The organism is Streptomyces sp. NPDC088733 (genome assembly GCF_044751185.1).
Taxonomy (GTDB): Bacteria; Actinomycetota; Actinomycetes; order Streptomycetales; family Streptomycetaceae; genus Actinacidiphila.
Window position 1 is genome coordinate 1 of the sequence record NZ_JBIVLH010000052.1, and the last position, 20,782, is coordinate 20,782.

At 68.9% G+C, this 20,782-nt stretch carries 17 protein-coding genes and 6 pseudogenes; 11 read left to right on the forward strand and 12 right to left on the reverse strand.

Features of this window, described 5'->3' with window-relative positions:
• Window positions 1-91: 91 nt before the first annotated feature.
• Window positions 92-374, forward strand: a pseudogene (locus tag ACIP64_RS41145) (transposase); the annotation flags it as partial.
• 625 nt (window positions 375-999) lie between these two features.
• On the opposite strand, the gene ACIP64_RS41150 reads toward ACIP64_RS41145, so the two are convergent.
• Together ACIP64_RS41150 and ACIP64_RS41155 are read right to left on the reverse strand one after the other, a co-directional pair.
• Window positions 1,000-1,536: a hypothetical protein gene (locus tag ACIP64_RS41150; protein WP_401597921.1), complete on the reverse strand. Its 537-nt coding sequence runs from the start codon at window positions 1,534-1,536 to the stop codon at window positions 1,000-1,002.
• 90 nt (window positions 1,537-1,626) lie between these two features.
• Window positions 1,627-1,788 (reverse strand): annotated as a pseudogene (locus ACIP64_RS41155) (IS30 family transposase); the annotation flags it as partial.
• Window positions 1,789-1,945: 157 nt separating this feature from the next.
• Here ACIP64_RS41155 and ACIP64_RS41160 point away from each other — a divergent pair.
• The 7 genes from ACIP64_RS41160 to ACIP64_RS41190 all read left to right on the forward strand — a co-directional run bounded on the left by ACIP64_RS41160 (window position 1,946) and on the right by ACIP64_RS41190 (window position 8,613).
• Window positions 1,946-2,860, forward strand: coding sequence for a Mu transposase domain-containing protein (locus ACIP64_RS41160; RefSeq protein WP_401597924.1), 915 nt, complete (start codon window positions 1,946-1,948; stop codon window positions 2,858-2,860).
• A gap of 250 nt (window positions 2,861-3,110) precedes the next feature.
• Complete coding sequence (gene wrbA, locus ACIP64_RS41165; protein WP_401597927.1) at window positions 3,111-3,731, forward strand: NAD(P)H:quinone oxidoreductase; 621 nt, start codon at window positions 3,111-3,113, stop codon at window positions 3,729-3,731.
• Between the two features lie 98 nt (window positions 3,732-3,829).
• Complete coding sequence (locus ACIP64_RS41170) at window positions 3,830-4,579, forward strand: SDR family NAD(P)-dependent oxidoreductase (protein ID WP_401597930.1); 750 nt, start codon at window positions 3,830-3,832, stop codon at window positions 4,577-4,579.
• Window positions 4,580-4,720: 141 nt separating this feature from the next.
• Complete coding sequence (locus ACIP64_RS41175; protein ID WP_401597932.1) at window positions 4,721-5,812, forward strand: zinc-binding dehydrogenase; 1,092 nt, start codon at window positions 4,721-4,723, stop codon at window positions 5,810-5,812.
• Between the two features lie 510 nt (window positions 5,813-6,322).
• The gene (locus tag ACIP64_RS41180) at window positions 6,323-6,892 is read left to right on the forward strand and encodes a hypothetical protein (RefSeq protein ID WP_401597934.1); all 570 of its coding nucleotides are present in this window, start codon (window positions 6,323-6,325) and stop codon (window positions 6,890-6,892) included.
• Between the two features lie 396 nt (window positions 6,893-7,288).
• Entirely contained in the window at window positions 7,289-8,299 is a 1,011-nt protein-coding gene (locus ACIP64_RS41185) for a hypothetical protein (protein WP_401597937.1), read from the forward strand.
• Between the two features lie 134 nt (window positions 8,300-8,433).
• A complete protein-coding gene (locus tag ACIP64_RS41190; RefSeq protein WP_401597964.1) occupies window positions 8,434-8,613 on the forward strand; it encodes a transposase in 180 nt (59 codons plus the stop codon).
• 294 nt (window positions 8,614-8,907) lie between these two features.
• On the opposite strand, the pseudogene ACIP64_RS41195 reads toward ACIP64_RS41190, so the two are convergent.
• Window positions 8,908-9,592 (reverse strand): annotated as a pseudogene (locus tag ACIP64_RS41195) (5-methyltetrahydropteroyltriglutamate--homocysteine S-methyltransferase); the annotation flags it as partial.
• Between the two features lie 191 nt (window positions 9,593-9,783).
• Window positions 9,784-9,924 (reverse strand): annotated as a pseudogene (locus ACIP64_RS41200) (flavin reductase family protein); the annotation flags it as partial.
• A gap of 122 nt (window positions 9,925-10,046) precedes the next feature.
• On the opposite strand from ACIP64_RS41200, the gene ACIP64_RS41205 reads away from it, so the two are divergent.
• Window positions 10,047-10,412, forward strand: coding sequence for a hypothetical protein (locus ACIP64_RS41205; RefSeq protein WP_401597940.1), 366 nt, complete (start codon window positions 10,047-10,049; stop codon window positions 10,410-10,412).
• Between the two features lie 18 nt (window positions 10,413-10,430).
• Here ACIP64_RS41205 and ACIP64_RS41210 read toward each other — a convergent pair whose 3' ends face one another.
• Window positions 10,431-10,781 carry a DUF6233 domain-containing protein gene (locus ACIP64_RS41210; RefSeq protein ID WP_401597943.1) on the reverse strand — a complete coding sequence of 117 codons (351 nt, stop codon included), beginning with the start codon at window positions 10,779-10,781 and terminating at the stop codon, window positions 10,431-10,433.
• A gap of 472 nt (window positions 10,782-11,253) precedes the next feature.
• Between ACIP64_RS41210 and ACIP64_RS41215 the strand changes: the two genes are divergently transcribed.
• A complete protein-coding gene (locus ACIP64_RS41215; protein ID WP_401597946.1) occupies window positions 11,254-11,898 on the forward strand; it encodes a hypothetical protein in 645 nt (214 codons plus the stop codon).
• 541 nt (window positions 11,899-12,439) lie between these two features.
• On the opposite strand, the gene ACIP64_RS41220 is transcribed toward ACIP64_RS41215, so the two are convergent.
• Together ACIP64_RS41220 and ACIP64_RS41225 are read right to left on the reverse strand one after the other, a co-directional pair.
• Window positions 12,440-13,987: a Na+/H+ antiporter gene (locus tag ACIP64_RS41220; protein ID WP_401597949.1), complete on the reverse strand. Its 1,548-nt coding sequence runs from the start codon at window positions 13,985-13,987 to the stop codon at window positions 12,440-12,442.
• A gap of 264 nt (window positions 13,988-14,251) precedes the next feature.
• A pseudogene (locus tag ACIP64_RS41225) lies at window positions 14,252-14,563 on the reverse strand (ISL3 family transposase); the annotation flags it as partial.
• Between the two features lie 283 nt (window positions 14,564-14,846).
• Between ACIP64_RS41225 and ACIP64_RS41230 the strand changes: the two are divergent.
• Window positions 14,847-15,056 (forward strand): dsRBD fold-containing protein, encoded by a 210-nt coding sequence (locus ACIP64_RS41230; protein WP_401597952.1) that lies wholly within the window; start codon window positions 14,847-14,849, stop codon window positions 15,054-15,056.
• A 63-nt stretch (window positions 15,057-15,119) separates the two neighbouring features.
• On the opposite strand, the gene ACIP64_RS41235 is transcribed toward ACIP64_RS41230, so the two are convergent.
• From ACIP64_RS41235 to ACIP64_RS41255, 5 genes and pseudogenes are all read right to left on the reverse strand, one after another.
• Window positions 15,120-17,519 carry a glycoside hydrolase family 65 protein gene (locus ACIP64_RS41235; protein ID WP_401597954.1) on the reverse strand — a complete coding sequence of 800 codons (2,400 nt, stop codon included), beginning with the start codon at window positions 17,517-17,519 and terminating at the stop codon, window positions 15,120-15,122.
• Between the two features lie 142 nt (window positions 17,520-17,661).
• Window positions 17,662-18,542: pseudogene (locus tag ACIP64_RS41240) on the reverse strand (universal stress protein).
• A gap of 55 nt (window positions 18,543-18,597) precedes the next feature.
• A complete protein-coding gene (locus ACIP64_RS41245) occupies window positions 18,598-19,497 on the reverse strand; it encodes a universal stress protein (RefSeq protein ID WP_401597957.1) in 900 nt (299 codons plus the stop codon).
• A gap of 240 nt (window positions 19,498-19,737) precedes the next feature.
• Window positions 19,738-20,358 (reverse strand): hypothetical protein, encoded by a 621-nt coding sequence (locus tag ACIP64_RS41250; protein ID WP_401597960.1) that lies wholly within the window; start codon window positions 20,356-20,358, stop codon window positions 19,738-19,740.
• A gap of 211 nt (window positions 20,359-20,569) precedes the next feature.
• Window positions 20,570-20,782: hypothetical protein (locus ACIP64_RS41255; RefSeq protein ID WP_401597962.1), on the reverse strand; the 213-nt coding region annotated here is incomplete at its 5' end.

Here is a 20,782-nt window from a genome sequence, read left to right on the forward strand (position 1 = left end):
GGAGCGAGCAACTCCCACTCCCGGTCGGTGAGTTCATGGCGACGTATCACCCCACCATGATCCACCACCCGATGATCTTTGAAGACGGACCCTAGCACCCGTGCCCAAAGACTCGGGACGCATCAGCGGCAATATGCGCCGCCGCACCGCTACCACCGCCGTCTCCTGCGCGTGTTCTACCTCTCCGCCCAGGTCGCCGCCCGTTGCTGCCCCACGTCCCAGGCCTTCTACCGGCGCAAACGAAGCGAGGGGAAAACCCACAGCAAGCCGTGCTCGCCCTCGCCCGACGCCGCCTTGACGTGCTCTGGGCCCTCATCCGAGACCAGCGCACCCTCACCACCGAGCCACCCCAACGCGGACTCACAGCGATGTGACGTGATCACCAAGCGTCACCGACGCCCTTGACGAACTCCATTGGGAATCATTGTCTGCGCCAGCGAAGTTCGGCTGGGCATTCCGGCGGTCCAGCCGATGTTCTTCACAACGCCGCCGTCACGGAGCGCGGACCAGGCGTGCGCCAGGTAGGGGCCTCCTACGTTGTGGATCGCGACGTCGACGCCTTCCACCCCGTCGAGGTTAGAGAGCACCTCGTGGGCGCCCAGGTCAGCGAGACCTCTGGTCCGACGGGCTTGGGCCACAACGTGGGCGCCGGCGCCTGCCGCGAGCTGGACGGCGAACCGACCTACGGTGCCCGAGGCTCCGGTCACGAGGACTCGCTTCCCCGGGAGGTCGCCAGACTCCCTTGGCGACCTCCGCGTTGGAGGCGCCCGCGGCCACGTGCCCCGCGGCCTCCATCCGGATCCGCTCGCGAAACGCCTGCCGTTCAGGCGTCAGCCCACCACCCTGCGGCTTCCCGCAGGTGGCGACCACGATCAGCGTCGAGATCGGAAACGACAAGGACGTCGACGTGGTACTCGGCCACTCCCTGGGATGAGACCCACGAACCGCTGCCACAACACATCTTCAAGGAGGCGGAGCCCGATGCGGTGCCCGCAGGGCTCAGGGCGCAGCCCGGTAGAGGCCGCGGCCCGCACGCACGGCGCGTGAGTTGCCAACCAACCGGTCCAACGTGCTACGTACAGCGTTGATACTGCCTGCTGTAGCGTCCCGACCGAGGGCTGCGGCAACATCGCGCGCCCTGACCTCGGCATCGCCCAGGGTGGACAGATACTCAAGGATCTGCTCGGTCAGCCGGCCGTAGCCGCCCATGCCGGACACACCAGACCCGGCCGATAGCGGCCTCAGTTCTTCCGCCCCCTCAACGACGTCGATGGGGAGCGACGCCGACGACGCAGCCGCCACGTCGCTCTGGCTCTGTTGTTCTGTCGCATCGCCGGTGAGGCATACAACCGAAGTCAGTTTTCGCAAAATATCGAGGGCTCCGCGCACGGACTGAAGGTGTGCGGCGACTGCCGCCAACTCCCGATCGAGCCCCCGCTTCTGAGCCTCCAGCCGTTGCATCTGTTCCTCGAGCATCTGGGCCGTGCCCTCTATGCCACCGTCGTCATACCTGATGAGGGTTGTGTTTACTCTCATCCTCGCCCCCTTCCCCTGTCCTGACGCTGTACGTGCCGAAGGCGTCGCGCCCATGGGTATCATGCACGTCCCGTTGGCGGTTCACTGCGCGGCGGACACACGCGCCTCCACACACGCGTCCTCGGTCTTGACGCCGCGGGCAATCGCCGATCAGAACCTCGCCCTGTCCTCACGCCAGGTCGTAGGCCGGCCCGGCGACGGAATCTGCCCGCGATATGCGCGCACCCGCTTGTGACGCTCCAAGACACCCATTCCTTCCCCCCTTGATCAAGGTGTTGCGGCGGCCGGTTGAATCCGCTCGATACACCTCGATCGCGTTCACGGAGCGCCTGGCCAAAGCCGGCATCGCACCCTTGATCGGAACCATTGCCGACGCCTACGACTGTCAGTCTTTTCGCACCTCACTCCAGTGATCGTCCCCACGGCGAAGCGGCCGTCGGCTCCGAAGGCCGGGGCGGGCGGTGAAGTCCCTCTTGCGCCACATGGGGTCCTGGACCGAGAGATTAATGGGGTGTGCGTACGCAAGCAATATGATCTCGCGATCCGGATCCACTTCTGTCGGCCGCGTGATCCCGAGGCGAAAGGCCTGGTCGGGCGGGCGAACGGCTATCTGGGGACCAGCTTCCTGCCCGACCGCGTCTTCACCGGCCCGGGCGACTTCAACGGTCAGCTCACGGCCTGGCTGCAGGTCGCCAACCGGCAACGGCCCCGCAGGATCGACGCCCACCCGGTCGACCGCTGGGAAGCGGATCGGTCGGCGATGCTCGCCCTGCCGCCGGTCGCCCCGCCGAACTGGTGGCCGCGCACCATCCGGCTCGGCCGCGACCACTACATCCGCGTCGACACATGCGACTACTCCGTCCACCCCCGCGCGATCAGGCACCGGATCACCGTTCGGAGCGACACCGAGAGCATCGTCGTGACCTGCGGCAATGACGTGGTCGCTCGCCACGGCCGCTGCTGGTCCCGACACCAGACCATCACCAACCCCGAGCACGCCGTCGCGGCACGACACCTGCGCGACCAGGCCCGGCCACCGGTCCGCACCACCACCGCGCTGTCCACGGCTTTGGCCATGGACGACCTGGGCATCGAGGTCGAACAGCGGGCGCTGGTGTCCGCGTACAAGGTCACAAAAAGGAGTCCGACGGAAGTATCCAGCGACACCCTTGCGGGCCCATGTGCGCGGCCGAGCTCTGCGGCCACCGCCACACATCAGGGGTTCAGCGCACGCGATGGCGCCTTCCGGAACTCCTCTCAGCTGCACAGGCCGGCGTCCCACCGGAAAGTCCTTGCCTGGACAGTCAAGATCCACTGTCGGTGATCTCGCTGCAGGAGACCTGTTCACTCGGAGCCGAGGCTGCCATGGCCAGCGCCTACGACTTAGGGACTAGGTCACTTTTCCGATATGCGAGCGTCCTCGCTTAGGGTGTAATTGCTTGCGCAGGCACCAACAGCGCGAGGCGGCGCGCATGCCTCGGCAGCGCTGCATCAGACCGTTGATCGACTTGATCTCCTCCTCCACGCGCCGAGGCCTCCGGGCTCAGGCGTTCCGCACTGAAATGGATCACATCATGCCCCACACGCCGAATGTTGCCGTCATCTACTACTCGTCCACCGGCACCATTTACCAGCTGGCGGAGACCATTGCCGCCGGTGCGGCCGAGGCTGGAGCCAACGTACGGCTGCTGCGTGTGGCCGAGCTCGCGCCCAAGGAAGTGGTCGCAGGCGTCAAGCCGTGGGCCGACCACGCCGCAGCGACCGAGCACATTCCGGTGGCCACGCCGGACGACATCAAGTGGGCCGACGCTGTCATCTTCGGCACCCCTACTCGCTTCGGCAACGTCGCCAGCCAGCTCAAGCAGTTCCTGGACACCCTCGGCGGCCTGTGGTCCCAGGGCCTGCTGGCGGACAAGGTCTACAGCGGCTTCACCTCCACCGCGCAGCTGCACGGCGGCCAGGAGTCCACCCTGCTGGCGCTCTACAACTCCATCCACCACTTCGGCGGATTCATCGTTCCCCCCGGCTTCACCGACCCGGTCAAGTTCACCGACGGCAACCCCTATGGCACCTCCCACGTGACCGGCGCCACAGGTGAGATCCCCGTCGACAGCACCGCCCGCGCCTCCGGCACCTACCAGGGCAAGCGCATTGCCACCGTTGCCAGGATCTTCAAGGCCGGCCGCGCGGCGTAACAGCCCCAGCGTCGAGCCCGGAAATCCAGAAGCCTCGGGCACCGCTCGACACGTGCGGGACCCAGGATCAATCAGTGCAAAACAAAGGAGTTTCTGACATGTCAGTTCCGCAGACCCACGCTGGCCGTGTGGCCGTCGTCACCGGCGCCGGGCGCGGCATCGGTCAGGCCATCGCGCTCGACCTGGGCACGCGCGGCGCGACCGTCGTTGCCGTCGACCTCGACAGCCCTGACGAAACCGTCGCCCTGCTCGCCGGCAAGGGACACAACGCACTCGGCCTCACCGCCGACGTGTCGAACCCGCAGGAGACCGCGGCCGTGGGCAAGGAGGTCGCCGACCGACTCGGGCGCGCCGACATCCTGGTCAACAACGCCGGCATCTTCCCCTTCCGCGACATCGAAGACCTCGACTACGACACGTGGAAGCGCGTCATCGCCGTCAACCTCGACTCGCAGTTCCTCATGGTCAAGGCCGTACTGCAGACCATGAAGAAGGGGGGCTGGGGCCGCATCGTCAACCTGACCTCCAACTCCATCGTCACCAACGTTCCCGGCATCTCCCACTACATGGCCAGCAAGATGGGCAACATCGGCTTCAGCCGCGGCCTGGCCAACGACCTCGCCCCGTTCGGCATCACCGTCAACGCCGTCGGCCCCACCCTCACCATCACCCCCGGCAGCCAGCAGGCTCACCCTCAGGAAGCCCGCGACGCCGCCGCCCAGGCCCAGGCCATCAAGCGAAACGGCCTGCCCGAAGACCTCACCGGCACCATCGCCTTCCTCACCAGCGACGACGCCGCCTTCGTCACCGGCCAGACCATCATGGCCGACGGCGGCTACGCCCGATAAACCATCCGCCAGCCCGCCGATCAGCTCCTCCGGGGTCGATGAAGGCTGCGCGAAAACGTCTCACCCCGGCCCAGGTCGTCCGGCGACGCCGCCGGACGACCTGGCCCCGACACCCGCAGAGAGAAAAAGGAGTCGCGGATCATGCGCAATGTGAAGCGCGCCGTGCTGGTAAAGCCCGGTTCTCCCCTGGAGATCTGGGAGCGCCCCACCCCGTCCGCATCCAGCCGTGACGTCATCGTCTCGGTCGAGATGTCCGGTGTGTGCGGCACGGACCATCACCTCCAGTCCGGCGATATCACTCTGCCCAACCCGATGGTCCTCGGGCACGAGGCCATCGGCCGTATCGAGGAGCTCGGCTCCGAGGTCGCCACGGACTACGCCGGAGAGCCCGTCGCGGTGGGAGACCTCGTGTACTGGCAGCCCGCGCTGCCGTGCTACCGCTGCTACTACTGCACCGTCCTGGAAGACGTGTCCATGTGCCCCAACCTGGTCACGTACCAGTTGCATCAGCACGGGGACAAGCCGCCAGTGGGTACCTACACGGAGTACGCCTGGCTGCCGGACGGTATGACGTTCTTCAAGATCCCGCGGGACGTCCCGGCCGAGGCCCTCATCGCCTTCGGTTGCGCCATGCCCACGGCGCTGCACGCCCTGGACCGGCTGGGCGGCATCCAGTACGGGCAGGACGTCATCGTGCAGGGCTCCGGCCCCGTCGGCCTGGCCGCCACGCTTCTGGCACACCTCGCCGGCGCGGGGAGCGTCACGGTCCTCGGCGCACCGGCCAATCGGCTCGAGATGGCTGAGAAACTCGGAGCCACCACCGTCATCGACGTGACGAAGACGACCGAGCAAGATCGGGCCGCCGCAGTTATGGAGATCACGGACGGCCGTGGTGCGGACGTCATCATCGAGGCCGCCGGCAGGGTCCCGGCGTTCACCGAGGGTCTCCCGCTTGTCGCCACCAACGGTACGTACGTCATCCTCGGTCTGTGGTCCGCGCCGGGCACCTCGCCGGTCGAGCCGCGCTACCTCAACAACCGCAACATCAGCGTCATCGGCTCGGCCTACACCACGCCGCGGCACATGTACAACACGATCCGGATCACCCGGATGTGCCACCAGCGGTTCCCGCTGGCCGAAATGGTCACCCACCGCTTCTCGCTCGATCAGGCGCAGGACGCGTTGGACTCTGTGGGACGCGGCGAGCCGCTCAAGGCCGTGATCGTGCCGTAGTAGCCCGCTCAACGCCGTTGCATCAGAGATCTTCGGCCATGGGCAGTAACGGGACTCCTGGTGGATCAAGTTGTGTCGAGCAGGGTGGTCGTCGATTCCAGGAGTCCCGTTGTCGTCATCCCGCGCACGATTGAGGTGGCGGGGGCTGTACACACCAGGGCATCCGGGCGAATTGCCAACGGACTTTCCCTTGGTGCACGCAGCACTGAGGAGACGCGGGACGCGGTAGCGGCGGCTCGCTCGACGGCTCACCGCTTGGGCTGGACCTGGAAGCCTCGCCAGCCCGGCTCCTTGCGGACGATCTCCAGGGTGCGTTGCAAGGCGGCGGCCCAGTCCACGAGGCGGTCGGCGAAGCCTGATCGCCCCAGATATTCCGCACGGTGGCGTGGCCGAGTCCGGTCCGCAGCAGCAACTGTCGGGGGTCGTCGCGGTCCTGGACGCTGGCGGCATGACATGTACGGTCAGTCGAGGTCACGGTCACGGCCGACGCTCTGCACACTCAGCGGGGCCATGGTGCGATTCCTGGTGGAGGCGAAGAAGGCACACTACCTGTTGGTGGTCAAGACCGACCAGCCCGGGCCGCACAGCACGCTCCGGTCGCTGCCGTGGAAGGAAGTCACCGCACGGCGCTACGACCGCGAGACCTGGCTTAGGCGCAAGGAGACCCGCGTGACCAGGGCCTTGACCGTCACCGGCTTCGGCCTGGACTTCCCCCATGCCGCCCAGGCCGTGCGCATCCTGCGTCACCGCACCGACCTCAAGACCGGCAGGTGCAGCCGACAGGCCATCTACGCGATCACGGACCTGATCTCGCAACAAGCCTCGCCCCAGAGGCTCGGTCGGCTTGCCCGGCCACAGCAGACCATCGAGAACCGACTCCACTTCGTTCGCTACACCACCTTCGGCGAGAACGCCTCCAAGATCCACACCGGCAACGGGCCCGAGAACATGGCCACCTTGCCCAATCTGGCGATCAACGCGCTCCGCGTCGCCGGACACCGCAACCGACAGGCGCGGGTCAGGTCGCCGACCGAGACGGTGCCCGAATTCCATGCTGGTACTGCCTTTCTGAGCGCGTGAGGTCGCCGTACGAAGTTCGCGCGGACCTGGGCAGGGCCGGGGCGATGCGGCGGTCCACGGGCGGACAACCACTCGGGCCGAGGGCCGGCCCCGGCGGGCCCAATCCTCTGCCCATCTCGCTGCATGGCCGCCACGGAACTTTCCCTGCGGGCGAATCCCAGCCGCATAGGACAAACCGGATATCTCACCGACCAAAGGGACTGCGTGTGATCGCTCAGCGGGACCACCGCGACATAGAGGGTGCGCACAAGCCAATGCACCCGCACATATTGCTTGCGTACGCACTTTCTACTAACGTCGCACTCAGAACCACTACGGCGGCGACAGCTTCACCATCCGCACCGGCCTTCGGAGCCGACGGCAGCCCCGCCGCAAGGATCATCACTGGAGTAATCGATGAAGCTCTCCTCGTCTGACGGCCCCGCCAGTCCGAGCCGCCGAACGCTGCTCGGCGGGATGCTGGCCGCCACGGCCATGACGGGCATCGGCGTCGGCTCTGCCGCCGCGACGCCCAAGACCGCCTACCGGCCTCCCCGCACGATCAAGGTGATGGGACATGACGTCGACGTCAGCCGTGCCACACCCTGGCTGGCAGACTTCTTCACGTCCTACTTCGAGGCCAAGTCGGGAACCGACGTCGACCGCCTGATGGCGCACTTCTCACGCAAGTCGATCGTCTACACCGACGCCACCGTCGGCTGGGCCTTCCCCGACTGGCAGCACCTGTACGACCTTTTCGCCCAGCTCATTCCGACCTGGCCCGACTCCGCCATGGCCTACCCGACCCGCATCGTCGGCGACGACAACAGCGCCGTGGTCTTCTTCACCGACTCCCCTGAGCTGTTCGGCCGCGAACTGCGCGCAATCGGCACCATCAACTTCCACCATGGCAAGGTCGTCCGCTGGGTCGACCACTGGGACGGACGCTCCCTCACCGTCAAGGGCGTCGCCGACATGCGCGTCCCCGTCGACCAGTTCCCCACCGACTTCGGGGAGAACACGGTCGGCCAGACCGCCGCTCCGGCTCTCCGGAGGGTAGTCAGCAAACTGGTGGCCGCACTGACAGCCGGAGACGCCGCCAAGACGGCCTTGCTTCTGGACCCGGACGTCCTTCTCGAGGACATGGCCCTCCACACCCAGGTGATCGGCCGGGGTCGGGCCGAGGAGTTCCTCAGCCACACCCTGACGACCCTCCCGTACGGTCGGAACGTAACCCTGCGACACACTGTCGGCAGCGCCCAGGGCGGTGCCTTCGAATGGATTGGTCGCACCCCACTGCCACTGGGAGCGACCGCGCTCGAACTGGGCACCAACGGCCTAATCACCCGAATGACGTCCACCTGGGACAGCGCCCTGTGGCAGGAAACGGCCATCGGCCAGGTCCAGGCCGCCGCGATCCTCGGCTGACCCCCTCCCTCGCGCCGGGCCGGCTCCCCACGGGAGCCGGCCCCGTCCGCCCCTCAGGCCAGCACGCAAGCCGGTTCGTGGCGCGTGGAGACCTGCCGGACGAGCAGTGGGCTGTGCTGGAGCCGCTGCTGCCGATGCGCAAGAAGGCCGGTCGACCGGCGACATGGACCCGGCGGCAGCTGATCGACGGCATACAGCTCCGGGTCCGCACCAGCATCCCCTGGCGAGACGTGCCCGGGCAGTACGGCCCGTGGGCCGGGTGTACGACCTGTTCCGCCGCTGGCAACGCGCGCGGGCCGGGACAGTTGACGTAAGCAGGCCCTTCCAGGACCCAGACCTGGTCCGACCGGACCGCGGGCAGTTCCGACCAGGCCGGCAACGCCGTGAGGGCTTCCCGTTCGCGCAGTGTCCGCTCGGGTGCGAAGCCGCACGGCAGGACCAGCACGACATCGGGGCCTGCCGCGCGTACCGCGTCCCAGGCCATGGGCTTGGTGTGCTCGCCAAGCGCGGCCAGCAGGGCCTCGCCCCCGGCGCAGCTGATCTGCTCCGGCACCCAGCGGCCCGCGGGCCACAGCGGGTCGAGCCATTCGATCGCCACGACCCGGGGACGCGGACGGCAGCTCGCTACGGACGGTTCGAGCTGCTGCGACCAGGTTTTCCAGGGAAGCGCGGATCTCGGGCCAGCCGCGGGTCTTCAGGCCGCAGTCGGGGTTGACCCACAGGCGTTCTGCGGGGATGGCCCTCAGGCCGGTGCGGAGCAGGGCGGCCGCCTCGTCCACGCCCGGGACGCGGGGCGAGTGGATGTCGTAGACGCCTGGTCCCGCCTCACGGGGTAGCCGTGGGCGGCGAGTTCGCGGGCGGCCTGCATGTGGGAGCGGGCGGCCTCCAGGCTGATGACGTCGGCATCGAGGTCGTCGATCGCCGTCACGATGTCACCGAACTCGGCGCAGCACATGTGGGTATGGATCTGGGTCCGTAGTGGCAGGGTCTCGCGCAGGGCGCACTCGTCGACTTGGCCGACCGGCGTTCCCGCGCGCTCCAGGTCGCCGACCTCGTCGCGCAGGGACAGGGCGACTTGGCGCGCGGTGTCGGCGAGGGGCTGGTCGTCGCGGACGAAGGACCAGGCGGGCATGGTGACCGGCCCGGTGAGCATGCGTCCCCGGCGAGGACCGGCGGGCGGACGTAGCGCGTGCCGTAGGACTGCACCCAGCCGTGCTGGGTGGCGAGGTAGCCGGTGAGCCGCTCGGCGAAGTACTGGACCATGTCGTTGCGTTCGGCCTCACCGTGCACGAGGCCCTTGGGCCGGGCGCTGTCGGCCGCGGGCTAATCAACTACAGGACGGAGTGGTGGCACTGGTCGTACAGCGACCGGTATTGGGCGCTGCACACCGAGCAGCGAACCGCCCTCTATGCTCTTGGAACTTCCATCTTGCAGTACCCGCTGACCAGGGCTAACGTGCTCCGGGACCGCTACCGCTTTCCTCAGAACTTCGCAGGGGCGAGGTTCGCCGTTCCCGCCTCGCTCAGGGTCGACACCCACGCGATGGGCCGCGGCACGACCACCGAGGTCAGGAGCTTGTAGAACGGGGTGCGGCCCATGGCCTCGGGATCGAAGTCGATTCGCATGGGCGTCAGTATCCCCCTTGAGGGACGCGGATCGTGGCGGCCCTCTCCGCCCCGGCCGAACGCCAGGCTCCGACGAAAGGGCCGGGTATCGGAGGACACGAGTCACCGGCGTCGATCACCCCATGTCCACGCCGTACGAGTGGGACGACATGCTCATTCCGCCGCAGGCACGCGGCGACCGCGTCACCCCGAACGTCACCGACGAGCTGGCCGCGTACCTCCCCCAACGGCCGGCTGCCTATCCGCTGGTCTCCTCCGACCGTTTCGGCACCGAAGCCGGAGTCGACCGCCGGGAGGAAGACGCCGAGGACACTCGGGCACGGCTGCGCTGGGGACCGTTCGCCAAGATCTACAAGGAGAACGACACCTCGGCGTTCAAGAGGGTGCACGGTGGAAGTGCGGCTCCGCTCGCATACCCCGGCAAGTTCATTGCCCGCGCGGCGGGGCCGCCCCGCTCCTGCCGGCAGGCACCGGGCGAACGGACCTGACCACGCGGCGAACTGCCTTCAATGAGGGCCGCCACGCTCGGGATGACCGCAGGGGCAGGGTGTGATGTCAGGCATCGCCAGGGCGATCCTGACTTCGTTCTGAGAGAGCAAGCGTCCGGCCGCATCCGGGCAGTCTCCGCGATGGAGTATTGCCCTGATAGAGCCGCTCTTGTCGTCCGGGACATGCTGCAGGCGCCAGCCGGCCGAGTCCTCAGCGATCGGGTGCGAACGCCGTGACACGACCGGAGGGTCGACAGGCGGTCGCAGCCCTTCGATCTCGCGGATCCGTGCGTCAACCCCATCGAGTTGCAACTGCAGGTACAGGCGGGTGACCCGCAGCCGATCCAGATCCGGAGGGAGGTAGCTCATGCGTTCGACATTACGTTCGGTAGGCGTGCCCGGCCAGCCAGGCCGGTGCTCCCTGAGCAGGGACTTATGACGGGGGCTCCGTCCCTGGGAGCAAGTACCCGGCGATCAACTTCCACCTCCCGACATGAGCGCTACGTACCGGGGCGACCCAGAGCAACGAGGGCGGCCCCGCTCCGAGGGCTGCCGGTGGCAGGGACCTACTGCAAGGGCCCTCTGATGAGTGCCCCGACGGGCGCGGTGACGGAGTGGCATATATGGTGACTGTGCGTATTCGTCGGAGTGCTATGCACCTGGCATGTGCCAACGGCCGACGGTCGGCCTCCCCGCGAAAGGAACACCAGTGAACGCTCGATTTGGCGTGCGCCGAGGCGCGCTCGCGGTCATAGCCCTGGCCGCGATAGCGGCGTCGACGGTCTCGGGACCGGCCTCTGCTGTCGCAGATGGGAGAGATCTCTTCGCAGACAACTGGGGTGTGATCACCCGTAACACGATCGGATCCCCCGTTGCGATCCTGCGGAGCGGGCCGGTCGGCTCCTTCGGCGTACCGGCATCCGCCGCGCGGCCGCCCTACGGCACCGGCAGCCTGGGCATCGAGGTCGCGAACAACTCCACCACGCTGGCTCCCCCCAGTGAGAAGGTCGACTTCGGCAACGAGCGCGACTTCTACGGCAACCCCGTACTGGGCCTGACCAAGGTCGGCTTCCACGTCTTCCAGACCAGCGAGAACGTCGGCTACGGCGGCCCGACCAACATGCCGAACATCAGGTTCGAGATCGACCCGAACATGACCACCGGCGACAACTACTCCACCATGGTGTGGACCCCGCCCGCCGTCGCGGTGGTTGACCGCTGGAGCCCCTACCTGGACGCCACCACCAGTGGCACCTGGTTCCTCACCGGCAACGAGACCTCCTGCACCCAGACCACCCCGTGCACCTTCACCCAGCTGAAGGCCTCCTTCACCGGCGGCATCGCACCGCCGACCATCCTCACCGTCGCCGTCGGCAAGGGTCGCGACCACATGTGGATCGGCGCCATCGACGGACTGCGCATCAACCGCAACATCTACGACTTCGAAGCCGACGGCGTCAAAACGCGCCTCCAACTCTTCGGATAAGCCAGCCGGCACGCCGGACCATCGTGAAGCCAGCCCACCAGCTGGCCTTCGCGCCTACCGCCGGCCATGGGCATCCGAAGCCCGCTCGTCTGGCGACCACCACCGGTCCCTCCGTCGCCGGACCCGGTTCTCTGTCGAGGACATCGCCCGCCGCCAGAGCAGGAAATAGACCGGACAACGGGCGGGCCGAACCCGACGCGCTCAGCATGCGCTGGCAGGTATGAACGGCCGGGCCAGGACTCCGCACAAGGAGCCCGGCCCGGCCCCTCCGTAGCGCAGTGAGCGGCCTGCTGGCGCCAAGTGGCCATTTGATCGGGCTCGAACTCCCCACCCGACGCTCGGCCGTGGAAGGCACTGCTCGCCTCGATTCCCCACCCCCCTGGCTGCTGACCTGCGATAGGGCGCCGCAGCGGAGGGGCCGCCCGATAGCAAGCCAGGGGCGGGGCGAGCTGTCCAGGGTGGACGCAGCCCAGCGCGTTGCGCCGCCGGAGGCGCTCCCACGCAGCCAGACAGGTTCACTACCGCATGCTGGGACACGCGCTCAGTGGCTGCCGAATGCGGCTTCCTCTCGGTCGAGGTCGTGCTGGAGGCGGCGCCGGGTGATGTCGCTGATCCGGTGTTCGTCATAGAGGCGGTGCAGTTCCATGCTCTGGACCGTGATCACCGACAGCCGCAGTCGGCGGTAGGCGGCGTCCAGGGTGCTGCCATCTGTGCCGTCGGTGCTCTGCTCCAGGCGGGCGCTGAGTCCTCTGCGGACCCGGTCGATGACGGTCTCGGGCATCACTTCCAGGGTGGCGAGCTCGTCGACGTGGACCAGCGCGGCGCGGTTGAGGGTGTCGCGGGCTTCGGCTTCCTCGCGGGTGGTGTGCTCGGGCTCCAAGGCCAGCCCGGAGCGGTTGACCACAGATGCCAGGCTCAGGCCTTGGACGACCAGGGTGAACACCACGACCGCGGTGGTCAGCACCAACAGCAGTGGGCGGCCGTCCAGCGCGGTGCCACGGTCCGAGACAATCGGGATCGACAAGGCGGCGGCCAATGGCATCACCCCGCGGGTCCCGGCCCAGGACACCACGGCGGCCACGCGCCAGGACTGGCGACCGCGGCTGGGCTTGACCACGCGAGTCAGCGGGAGCATCGACAATACGCGGACCGTGATCAGCACGGCGGCCAACGCCAGAGCCTGAAGCGGCCACCAACCGCTGCCTGCGGGCAGCTCCCGCACCAGTGAGGGCAGCTCCAGACCGACGATGCTGAAGACCACGCTCTCCAGGAGGAACACCACTACCGCATATACGGCGTGGAGCTGCAGGCGGATCCGGGCGTCGGTGAGGCGGTGGCCGGAGCGGCCGAGCAGGACGCCGGCGACGACGACCGAGGTGACTCCGGAAGTGTGCGCGAACTCCGCCAGCACATAGGCGGCGTACGGGGTCACCAGCGCGATCACGGCTTCCAGTACCGGGTCGATGGTGCGTCGGCGGATCAGCCACACCAGCCCGGCGACGGCGGCACCGATCACGCTGCCGCCTCCTGCGAGCAGCAGGAATTCACCGCCGGCCGCAGGCAGGCTCACCGCTCCGCCCGTGGCCACGGCGATACCAATGGCCACCTTGAACAGGACCAGTGAGGTGGCGTCGTTGAACAGGCTCTCCGCCTGTACCAGGACCTGCACGCGGCCAGGCAGGGCCAGGCGTCGACCGAGCGTGGTGACGGCCACAGGGTCGGTGCTGGCCAGCACGGCACCGAGAACGAACGCGATCACCGGCGGCAGCCCCGTCACCGCGACCGCCACGAAGCCGACCGCCGCTGCCGAGACGAAGACCAAGCCAAAAGCGAGGATCGTGACCGGTTTCCACACCGCGCGCAGGTCGCGCAGCGACAGCTCCTCGGCAGAGGCGTACAGCAGTGGCGGGAGGACGACCAGCGCGATTGCCTGCGGCGGCACCTGCAACGCCGGCACACCCGGTATCAGCGCCACTCCCAGCCCCGCCAGGACCAGCAACGAGGGCGCGGGCACGCGCCAGTGCCGGGCAAAGGTGGCAACAACAGTGGCCAGAACCACCAGGAAGAGAACAATCCCCACGGCGCGCATCTGCGAAAAACCCCATCACGACGACCGGGGTCGCCGCCGCCAGACGCTGCAGTCATTCCCCGAGCCGACCAGGCTTCCCGGCACACCTAGACGACATTTTATCGCGACGCTAGCGGGACTCGTTCATGGACCGGCCCTGGGCAACCCGTCGTACCGTGCCCGTGGACACCCTGACTTTGATGGAAATCAGCGGCCTGGCCGAACGCGAGCTGTACAGGCTGATGTTCGAGGTCCTGGCCAACATCGCCGCGCGCCTTGACCCGCCTGGGTCAGACGGGCTGTGGGTCGCTGGTATTGCTCCAGCACCCCGTACTCCTGTTCTCGGAAGGTGTGGCGGCAGCCTCGAGTGGGGCACACCAGACGCCGAACCCGCACACGGACCACCACCCGGCGCCCGTCGACCGGAACGTCGGCCACCGTCCCCCGGTGATAGCCGTGCACCCCTCCCGACGAGGCCCCGCTTACCTTGCAGACCGCGATGTCTGGCGGCGTCCGGGCCGGCACCACAATCCGGTCACCTTCGTCGGCCACATCCTCCAAGAGCAGCGGAGACAAACCCGGAAATACCAGCCGCACATGGGGCTGGAAGACGGCGGTGTCACTCCTGCCGGACCTCGGGGATCGGCGACTTCTCACGATCCCGGCTGCTACGGCGGAGCGGGTTTGAGCCCGGGACTGCGCGAGGCTGCGCAGGAAGGTCGTCCTCGTCAACCTCGACTGCCCGTCTCAAGGCGAGTAGGGACGGGCCACCGGTCAATGTCCGCCAACCAGCAGCACAAGAGTCATCGCAATGGAAGCCAAACTGTGGAGCGTTCAGGTCTACATCACCCAGCACGGTGATCGGACGCACGCATGAGCTGTGCTGACCACCCGTTACAGCTCGAACGTCACCGGTACGGGCGTGGCGCGGCGCACGTCCGCGGACTCCGTTCCCGAGATCGGTGATGAACTCGCCGCGGGCCAGGCGCTGGAGGACCTGGCTCTTCGGTTGCAGGCCACCGCCGTCGATGACGAACGGGCCGGCTCCCCCGGATGGAAGTCCCATCGGGGGACGCCCGACGGCGACTAGCTGGCTCGGTACGCCGCCAGCGGCCACCCCTTTGTCACCCGTGGCCCTGCGGGCGGCGCGGCATCAGCGGCTCGGCAGCTCGATCAGACGGGAGCGCCCCGGTGGGACCGACCAGGTCCGGCCAGCGACGCGGACCCGGACGGGCGCCGATTCGGAGACGGGGACGACGATCCCGACGTGACGAGCCTCGACGTGCACCCCGACTCCCCAGTGGCCGCGGTAGCGGATGGTGAAACCGAAGCGCGACAACTGCGGCAGTGGCACCGGGTCGAGCCACAGGGCGTCCTCGCGGGGCTCCATGCCGGTCAGACCGCGCTGGACCAGATCGAGCGTGCCGGCCATGGCGCCGAGATGGATGCCCTCCTCGGTGGTGCCGCCCTGGACGTCAGTGATGTCACCCAGCAGTGCTTCCTGGGCGTAGGGCCAGGCGTCGACGCGATGGGCTCGGGTCAGTACCCAGGCGTGGACCACGCCGCTGAGGGTCGAACCGTGGCTGGTCCGCCGCAGGTAGTAGTCGAGCGTGGAGCGCCAGTCGCTGTCGTCCAGGCGGTATCCCAGTCGGTCGAAAAGGCCTCGGAGTTCGGCGGGAGGGAAGAGGTAGCCCAGCATGAGCACGTCGGCCTGTTTGGATGCCTGGTAGCGGTCGACCGAGTCTCCCTCCGCCTCCAGGATCCGGTCCAGGCGCCGGATGTCCCCGTACCGCGGTCGGTACCCCTCCCAGTCCAGTTCGCGCAGTTCCCCGTAGCCCGCGAACTGGCTGATCACACCGGCGTGCCGGGGGACGTACAGCTTCCGCGACACGTCATCCCAGCGCTGCGTCTCCTCCGAGCCGAGGGCCGTGCGTTCGCGCAGTTCGTCGCGGCGCGGGGCGGGCAGGGTGCGCCAGAGTTCCAGGGCGCGGGCGAGCACCCAGGCGGCGGTCACGTTGGTGTACGTGTTGTCGTCGAGTCCGGGCGTCGCGGAGCCGGGGTAGGCGTCGTGGTACTCGTCCGGGCCGACGACGCCGCGGATCCGGTACCGCCCGGAGTCGTCACATTGCGGATCCCAGGTGGCGGAGGCCGCCCAGAATCTGGCGATCTGGAGCAGCATCTCGGCACCCTTGGTGTACAGGAACTCCGTGTCGCCGGTGGCCTGTCCGTAGCGCCAGATGTTGTAGGCGACGGCTGAGCCGACGTGGTGCTGGAGGCGGGAGTGGTCCGGCAGCCATCGTCCCGAGCGCGGGTTGAGATGTTGAGTCTGGGTCTCCTCGCGACCGTCGCTGCCGCTCTGCCACGGGTACATCGCCCCGGTCAGCCCTGCGTGGGCGGCGGCTCGGCACGCCTCGTCGAGACGACGGTGGCGGTACTCCAGCAGTGCCCGCGACACTTCGGGGAAGTGCAGGTTGAGGTACGGCAGGACGAACAGCTCGTCCCAGAAGACATGGCCGCGGTAGGCCTCTCCGTGCAGCCCCCGCGCGGGTACACCCACGTCCAGTTCGGCGGTGTGCGGTGAGAGGGTCTGCAGGACGTGGAAGGCGTGCAGCCGCAGGATGCGCCCGGCGTCGCCGGGGACGTCCAGCGCGGCGCGGCGCCACAGCTGCTCCCATGCGGCGGTGTGCGTGGCCAGGAGGGCGCTGAAGTCGGGCGCGCGGTCCGCGCGGTCGAGGGCGGCGTGCAGCGGATCGCTGATCGCCGGGTCACGGGAGGTGTGCAGGGCCACCGTCTTCTCCACGACCGCCGGCCGGCCGGGTGCCACCGGGACCGTGAGCCGGTGGACCGCGGTGCGCTCCCCCGCTTCCAGCGCGCGGATGGTCTCCCGAACGGTCGTGGCGCGGGTGCGCGCGGCCAGGGCGACGCGGATGTCGGACGAGGTCGTGCGGCATCTCAGCCACACCGTGTCCGGTTCGGACGTCCCCGCGTGCATCCGGGTCAGGTGACGGCCGTTCAGGTCCCGGTAGCGGGCGACTCCCGCGTTGCTGACGTCACCGTCGAGTGCGGATTCGACGTCGAGGTCGGCCGACCAGTCGCCGTCGGCGGTGAAGACGGTGCGCAACGCGGCTAGGTGCGGGTCGTGCATGTGGACCAGCCGCGTCTGCTCGACGGCCAGGACCCGACCGCGGGGATCACGCAGCCTGAACGTCCTGGTGAGTGTGGCGCGGCGGAGGTCGAGGTCCTGCCGGTGGTCGAGCAGTGATCCGTCGTCGGGGCTGAACCACGTCCCACCGTCGCGGAACCGGAAGCGCAGGGGCAGCCAGTTGGGCAGGTTGACCATGTCCTCGTTCCGGACCTTCCGGCCCGCGATGGTGGAATGGAGGCGGTTGTAGCAGCCGGCCACGTAGGTGCCGGGGTAGTGGTGCTGCCCCGCCGCGCATTCCGGGGCGGCACCACGGGTGGCGAAGTAGCCGTTGCCCAGTGTGCACAGGGCTTCGCGCAGCCGTTCCTGCGCGGGGTCGTAGCCTTCGTACGACCACGTCCATGCCCGCATCGTCATCCCTCCCGGAAACCGGTGGGCCGGGCCGGCACATGAGGTCCCCCGGCCGGAGCCGCGGCGGCGCTCCGCCTCTGCGGTCGAGTCTCGCCCGCAGGGACCTGCCGCGCCCGCGAGGCGGGTCCGAGCGCCACTCGGGTCAGTCCTGCTGTGGGACGACGGCGACCGGGCAGGGGGCGTGGTGCAGCATGGAGTGGTTGACATGGCCGAGCTGGAGGCCGAAGGGGCTGTGGCGGCGGCGGGCACCAACGACGAGCAGATCAGTGTCGTCGAGGGCCGCGAGAAGGACTGTGCGCGGATGGCCCTCGCCAGGGTGTCGGCGGTAGCGGACCGCGGGGTGGGCGGTCGCCGCCGCACGCAGCGCCTCGTCGAGGTGATCTTCGGCGCGGCGCTGATGCGCCTTGACGGCCTCGTCCTCGTAGCCGGTCCATTCGGCCGTCTCACCGGCCGGTATCCGCCAGGCGTACACGGCCTTGACGCCGCATCCACGCAGTTCGGCCTCGCGGAAGGCGAACTCCACGGCCGCCGAGGAGTTGTCGTCCGGGCCGACGCCGAGCGCGATCCACTTCCGGCCGGCACCGGTGTCCCGCCGCTGCCACTCTCCCCTCACCACGACGACCGGACAGGTCGCGCGTCCGGCGAGGGACAGTCCGACGGAGCCGAGCAGCAGGCCGGCCATGCCGCCACGGCCACGATGTCCCACCACAGCGCGGTGGCATGGGTTCCCTCGCGGACCAGCGCGGACGGCACGTCCTCGGCCAGGACCTGGGCCGAGACCTCCAGGTCCGGTCGGCGCAGACGGGCCCGCTCCTGAGCGGAGTTCACCATGTGTTCGGCAAGGATCTGCTCCTCGGGGCGGTGCAGAGCGAAGGACGGTGCCTTCCCCTCGTATCGCTCCCACAGCGAGGCGTGCACGATCCGCAGGGGCAGCCTGCGCAGGGCGGCCTCGTCGGCGGCCCAGTCGACCGCTTCCAGAGCGGTGTCCGAACCGTCGGTGCCCACGACCAGGGGAGACGTCATGGCCTCCACCGCCTCTCGATGTCAGTGTTTTCGCAGCGCGGGGGGCCGAACACGATCACGTGTGCGGGACCACTGCGACAGGGGCAGCGCTGTGGTGCATCACCGCGTGGGTGACCGGGCCGATGTGGCTGCCGGCCGTGGAGCGACGGATGTGGCGGCCGACCACGACCATGCAGGCATCGGCGGAGGCGTCCACCAAGTGGTCGGCCGCCCGGCCGACGGCTTGGTGGGCATCGACGTCCACCTCTGGATGCTTCAGCCGCCATGGCCGCAGGGCGTCGGTGAGCGCCCTGTCGAACTCTGAGGCGACCTCTCCGATCAGGTCGGGCAGTACCGTGCCAGTGCCGTGCACGTACGGGTGCAGCGTCCACCCGTAGATCACCCGCAGGCGCGCGGCCCGCCGGGCGGCCGCGTCGAACGCGAAGCCGAACAGGGCTTCGTGCGGACGGTCCAGGTCGAGGCCGAGAACGACGTCACGGTAGGGGGTGGTGGCCGAGGCCAGCCCGTCGGCGTCGGGCAGGTGTTCGTCCTCGGCGGTCACGCCTGATCTCACCAGGACGGCCGGGCGGTGTACCGAGGCGATCACCGCGAGGGCCACGGAGCCCACGAAGAAGCCGGTGATGCCGCCGAGGCCACGTGAACCGAGCGCCAGCACCTCGGCGTCCTCGGCCGCGGACGACAGGACTGCAGCCGGCCGTCCGGCAATGTCCGCGGAGCTGATCTCCAGTTGCGGGTACCGGCGGCGCAGGGCGTCGGCCGCCTCCCTCGGCACGCTCTCGGCCCACGCACGCATGGCCACGGGCCCGCCCAGAGGCGCCTGAGCATAGGGCTGCCGCTCCCAGACGTGCAGCAACCGCAAGGGAAGCCCCCGCGAGGAGGCTTCCCGGGCCGCCCAGTCGGCGGCCGACAGGCTCTCGGCCGAGCCGTCCAGGCCGGCGATGACGGGACGCGTCATGACGATGACCCCCTCACGGAGAGAGTGGCGTGACGGGCGTGGCTACTGTCTCCAGCGTGCCCTGCGGCTCCTACGACGGCATGGGCCGCAGGTCCCCTTGCGGGACCGACCGGCCCATACGGCGCATCGGAGGCCCCAGCCGCGAGCCGCCACTCGTCCCCGTACGCGCCGATGGCTCAGTCGACGCTGCGGCCCGGGGACGTAGGTCCCCGGGCCGGTTGACGCGTCTCGCACAGGCGCTCAGCGCAGCCAGGCGTGGTCGCGGACCAGAGGCAGACGGGCCCAGACCCGGCCCAGGCCCCACGTGGCGCCGGCGGAGACGGCGGCCAGTGCGATCAGCACGACGGCGTAGATGACGTGGTAGTCGGCGAACGGGTTGGTCGACATGCTCGGCGAGCCGTCGGCCAGGTGCCTCGCGGGCGGCCATTCGGCGATCCACATCATGGCCACCAGGGCGGTGCCGGCGACGGCGGCGAGCCGCAGCGCCACGCCGCTCATGACGGCGGCACCGACGCCGAGCAGGCCGAGCATGAACAGCCAGTCCACCCAGCCGGCGCCGGCCCAGCTGTGGAACGTGGACTGCATCGGTCCGGCGGCCACACCGCTGAGGAATCCCTTGGTGGGCGATCCGCCGTCGATCCAGCCCCTGCCGGACGCGGTGGCGTAGCCGAAGCCGAAGGTCTTGTCGAGGAAGGCCCACAGGAAGACGAAACCGGTCAGGACACGCAGGCCGGCGAAGACGTGCGCGCGGATCGCGACGGCCGTGGTCGCCTCCTCGCCGGATGCCTGCGCGGCTCCGGTCCTGCGCAGCGACGGAAGGCGGGGCCCGGTGTGCCGGTGGGGGTGTCCTTGGATGGCCATGATGCTGATCCCTTCGGGACGGTGCGCGAACGGTGGGTGGTGGCGTCTTTGTCGCGTGTTCACTGTCCCGCCGGACGCGGCGCACCGCCGTGGGCCGAATGCCCATTCCCTGGGGGCCGAACAGCCCTGCCGCGAGGGCTTGTTGGGCGGCGGTGGCCGGAAAGCCCAAGGGCCGCCCCCGCATGGGGAGCGGCCCTTGGGCCGTGTGTGCTCATCCCGTCCACGTCCAGTCCGTCACCTCCGGGAGGTCGGTGCCGTGCTCGCGGATCCAGGAGTGGTGCCGCAGCCGTATGTCCTCCATCTGCTGCCGTACGGCGGCGGCGCGCACTGCGAGGCCGGGGACGCGGTCGATGACGTCCATGACGAGGCGGTAGCGGTCGAGGTCGTTGCGGACCACCATGTCGAAGGGGGTCGTGGTGGTGCC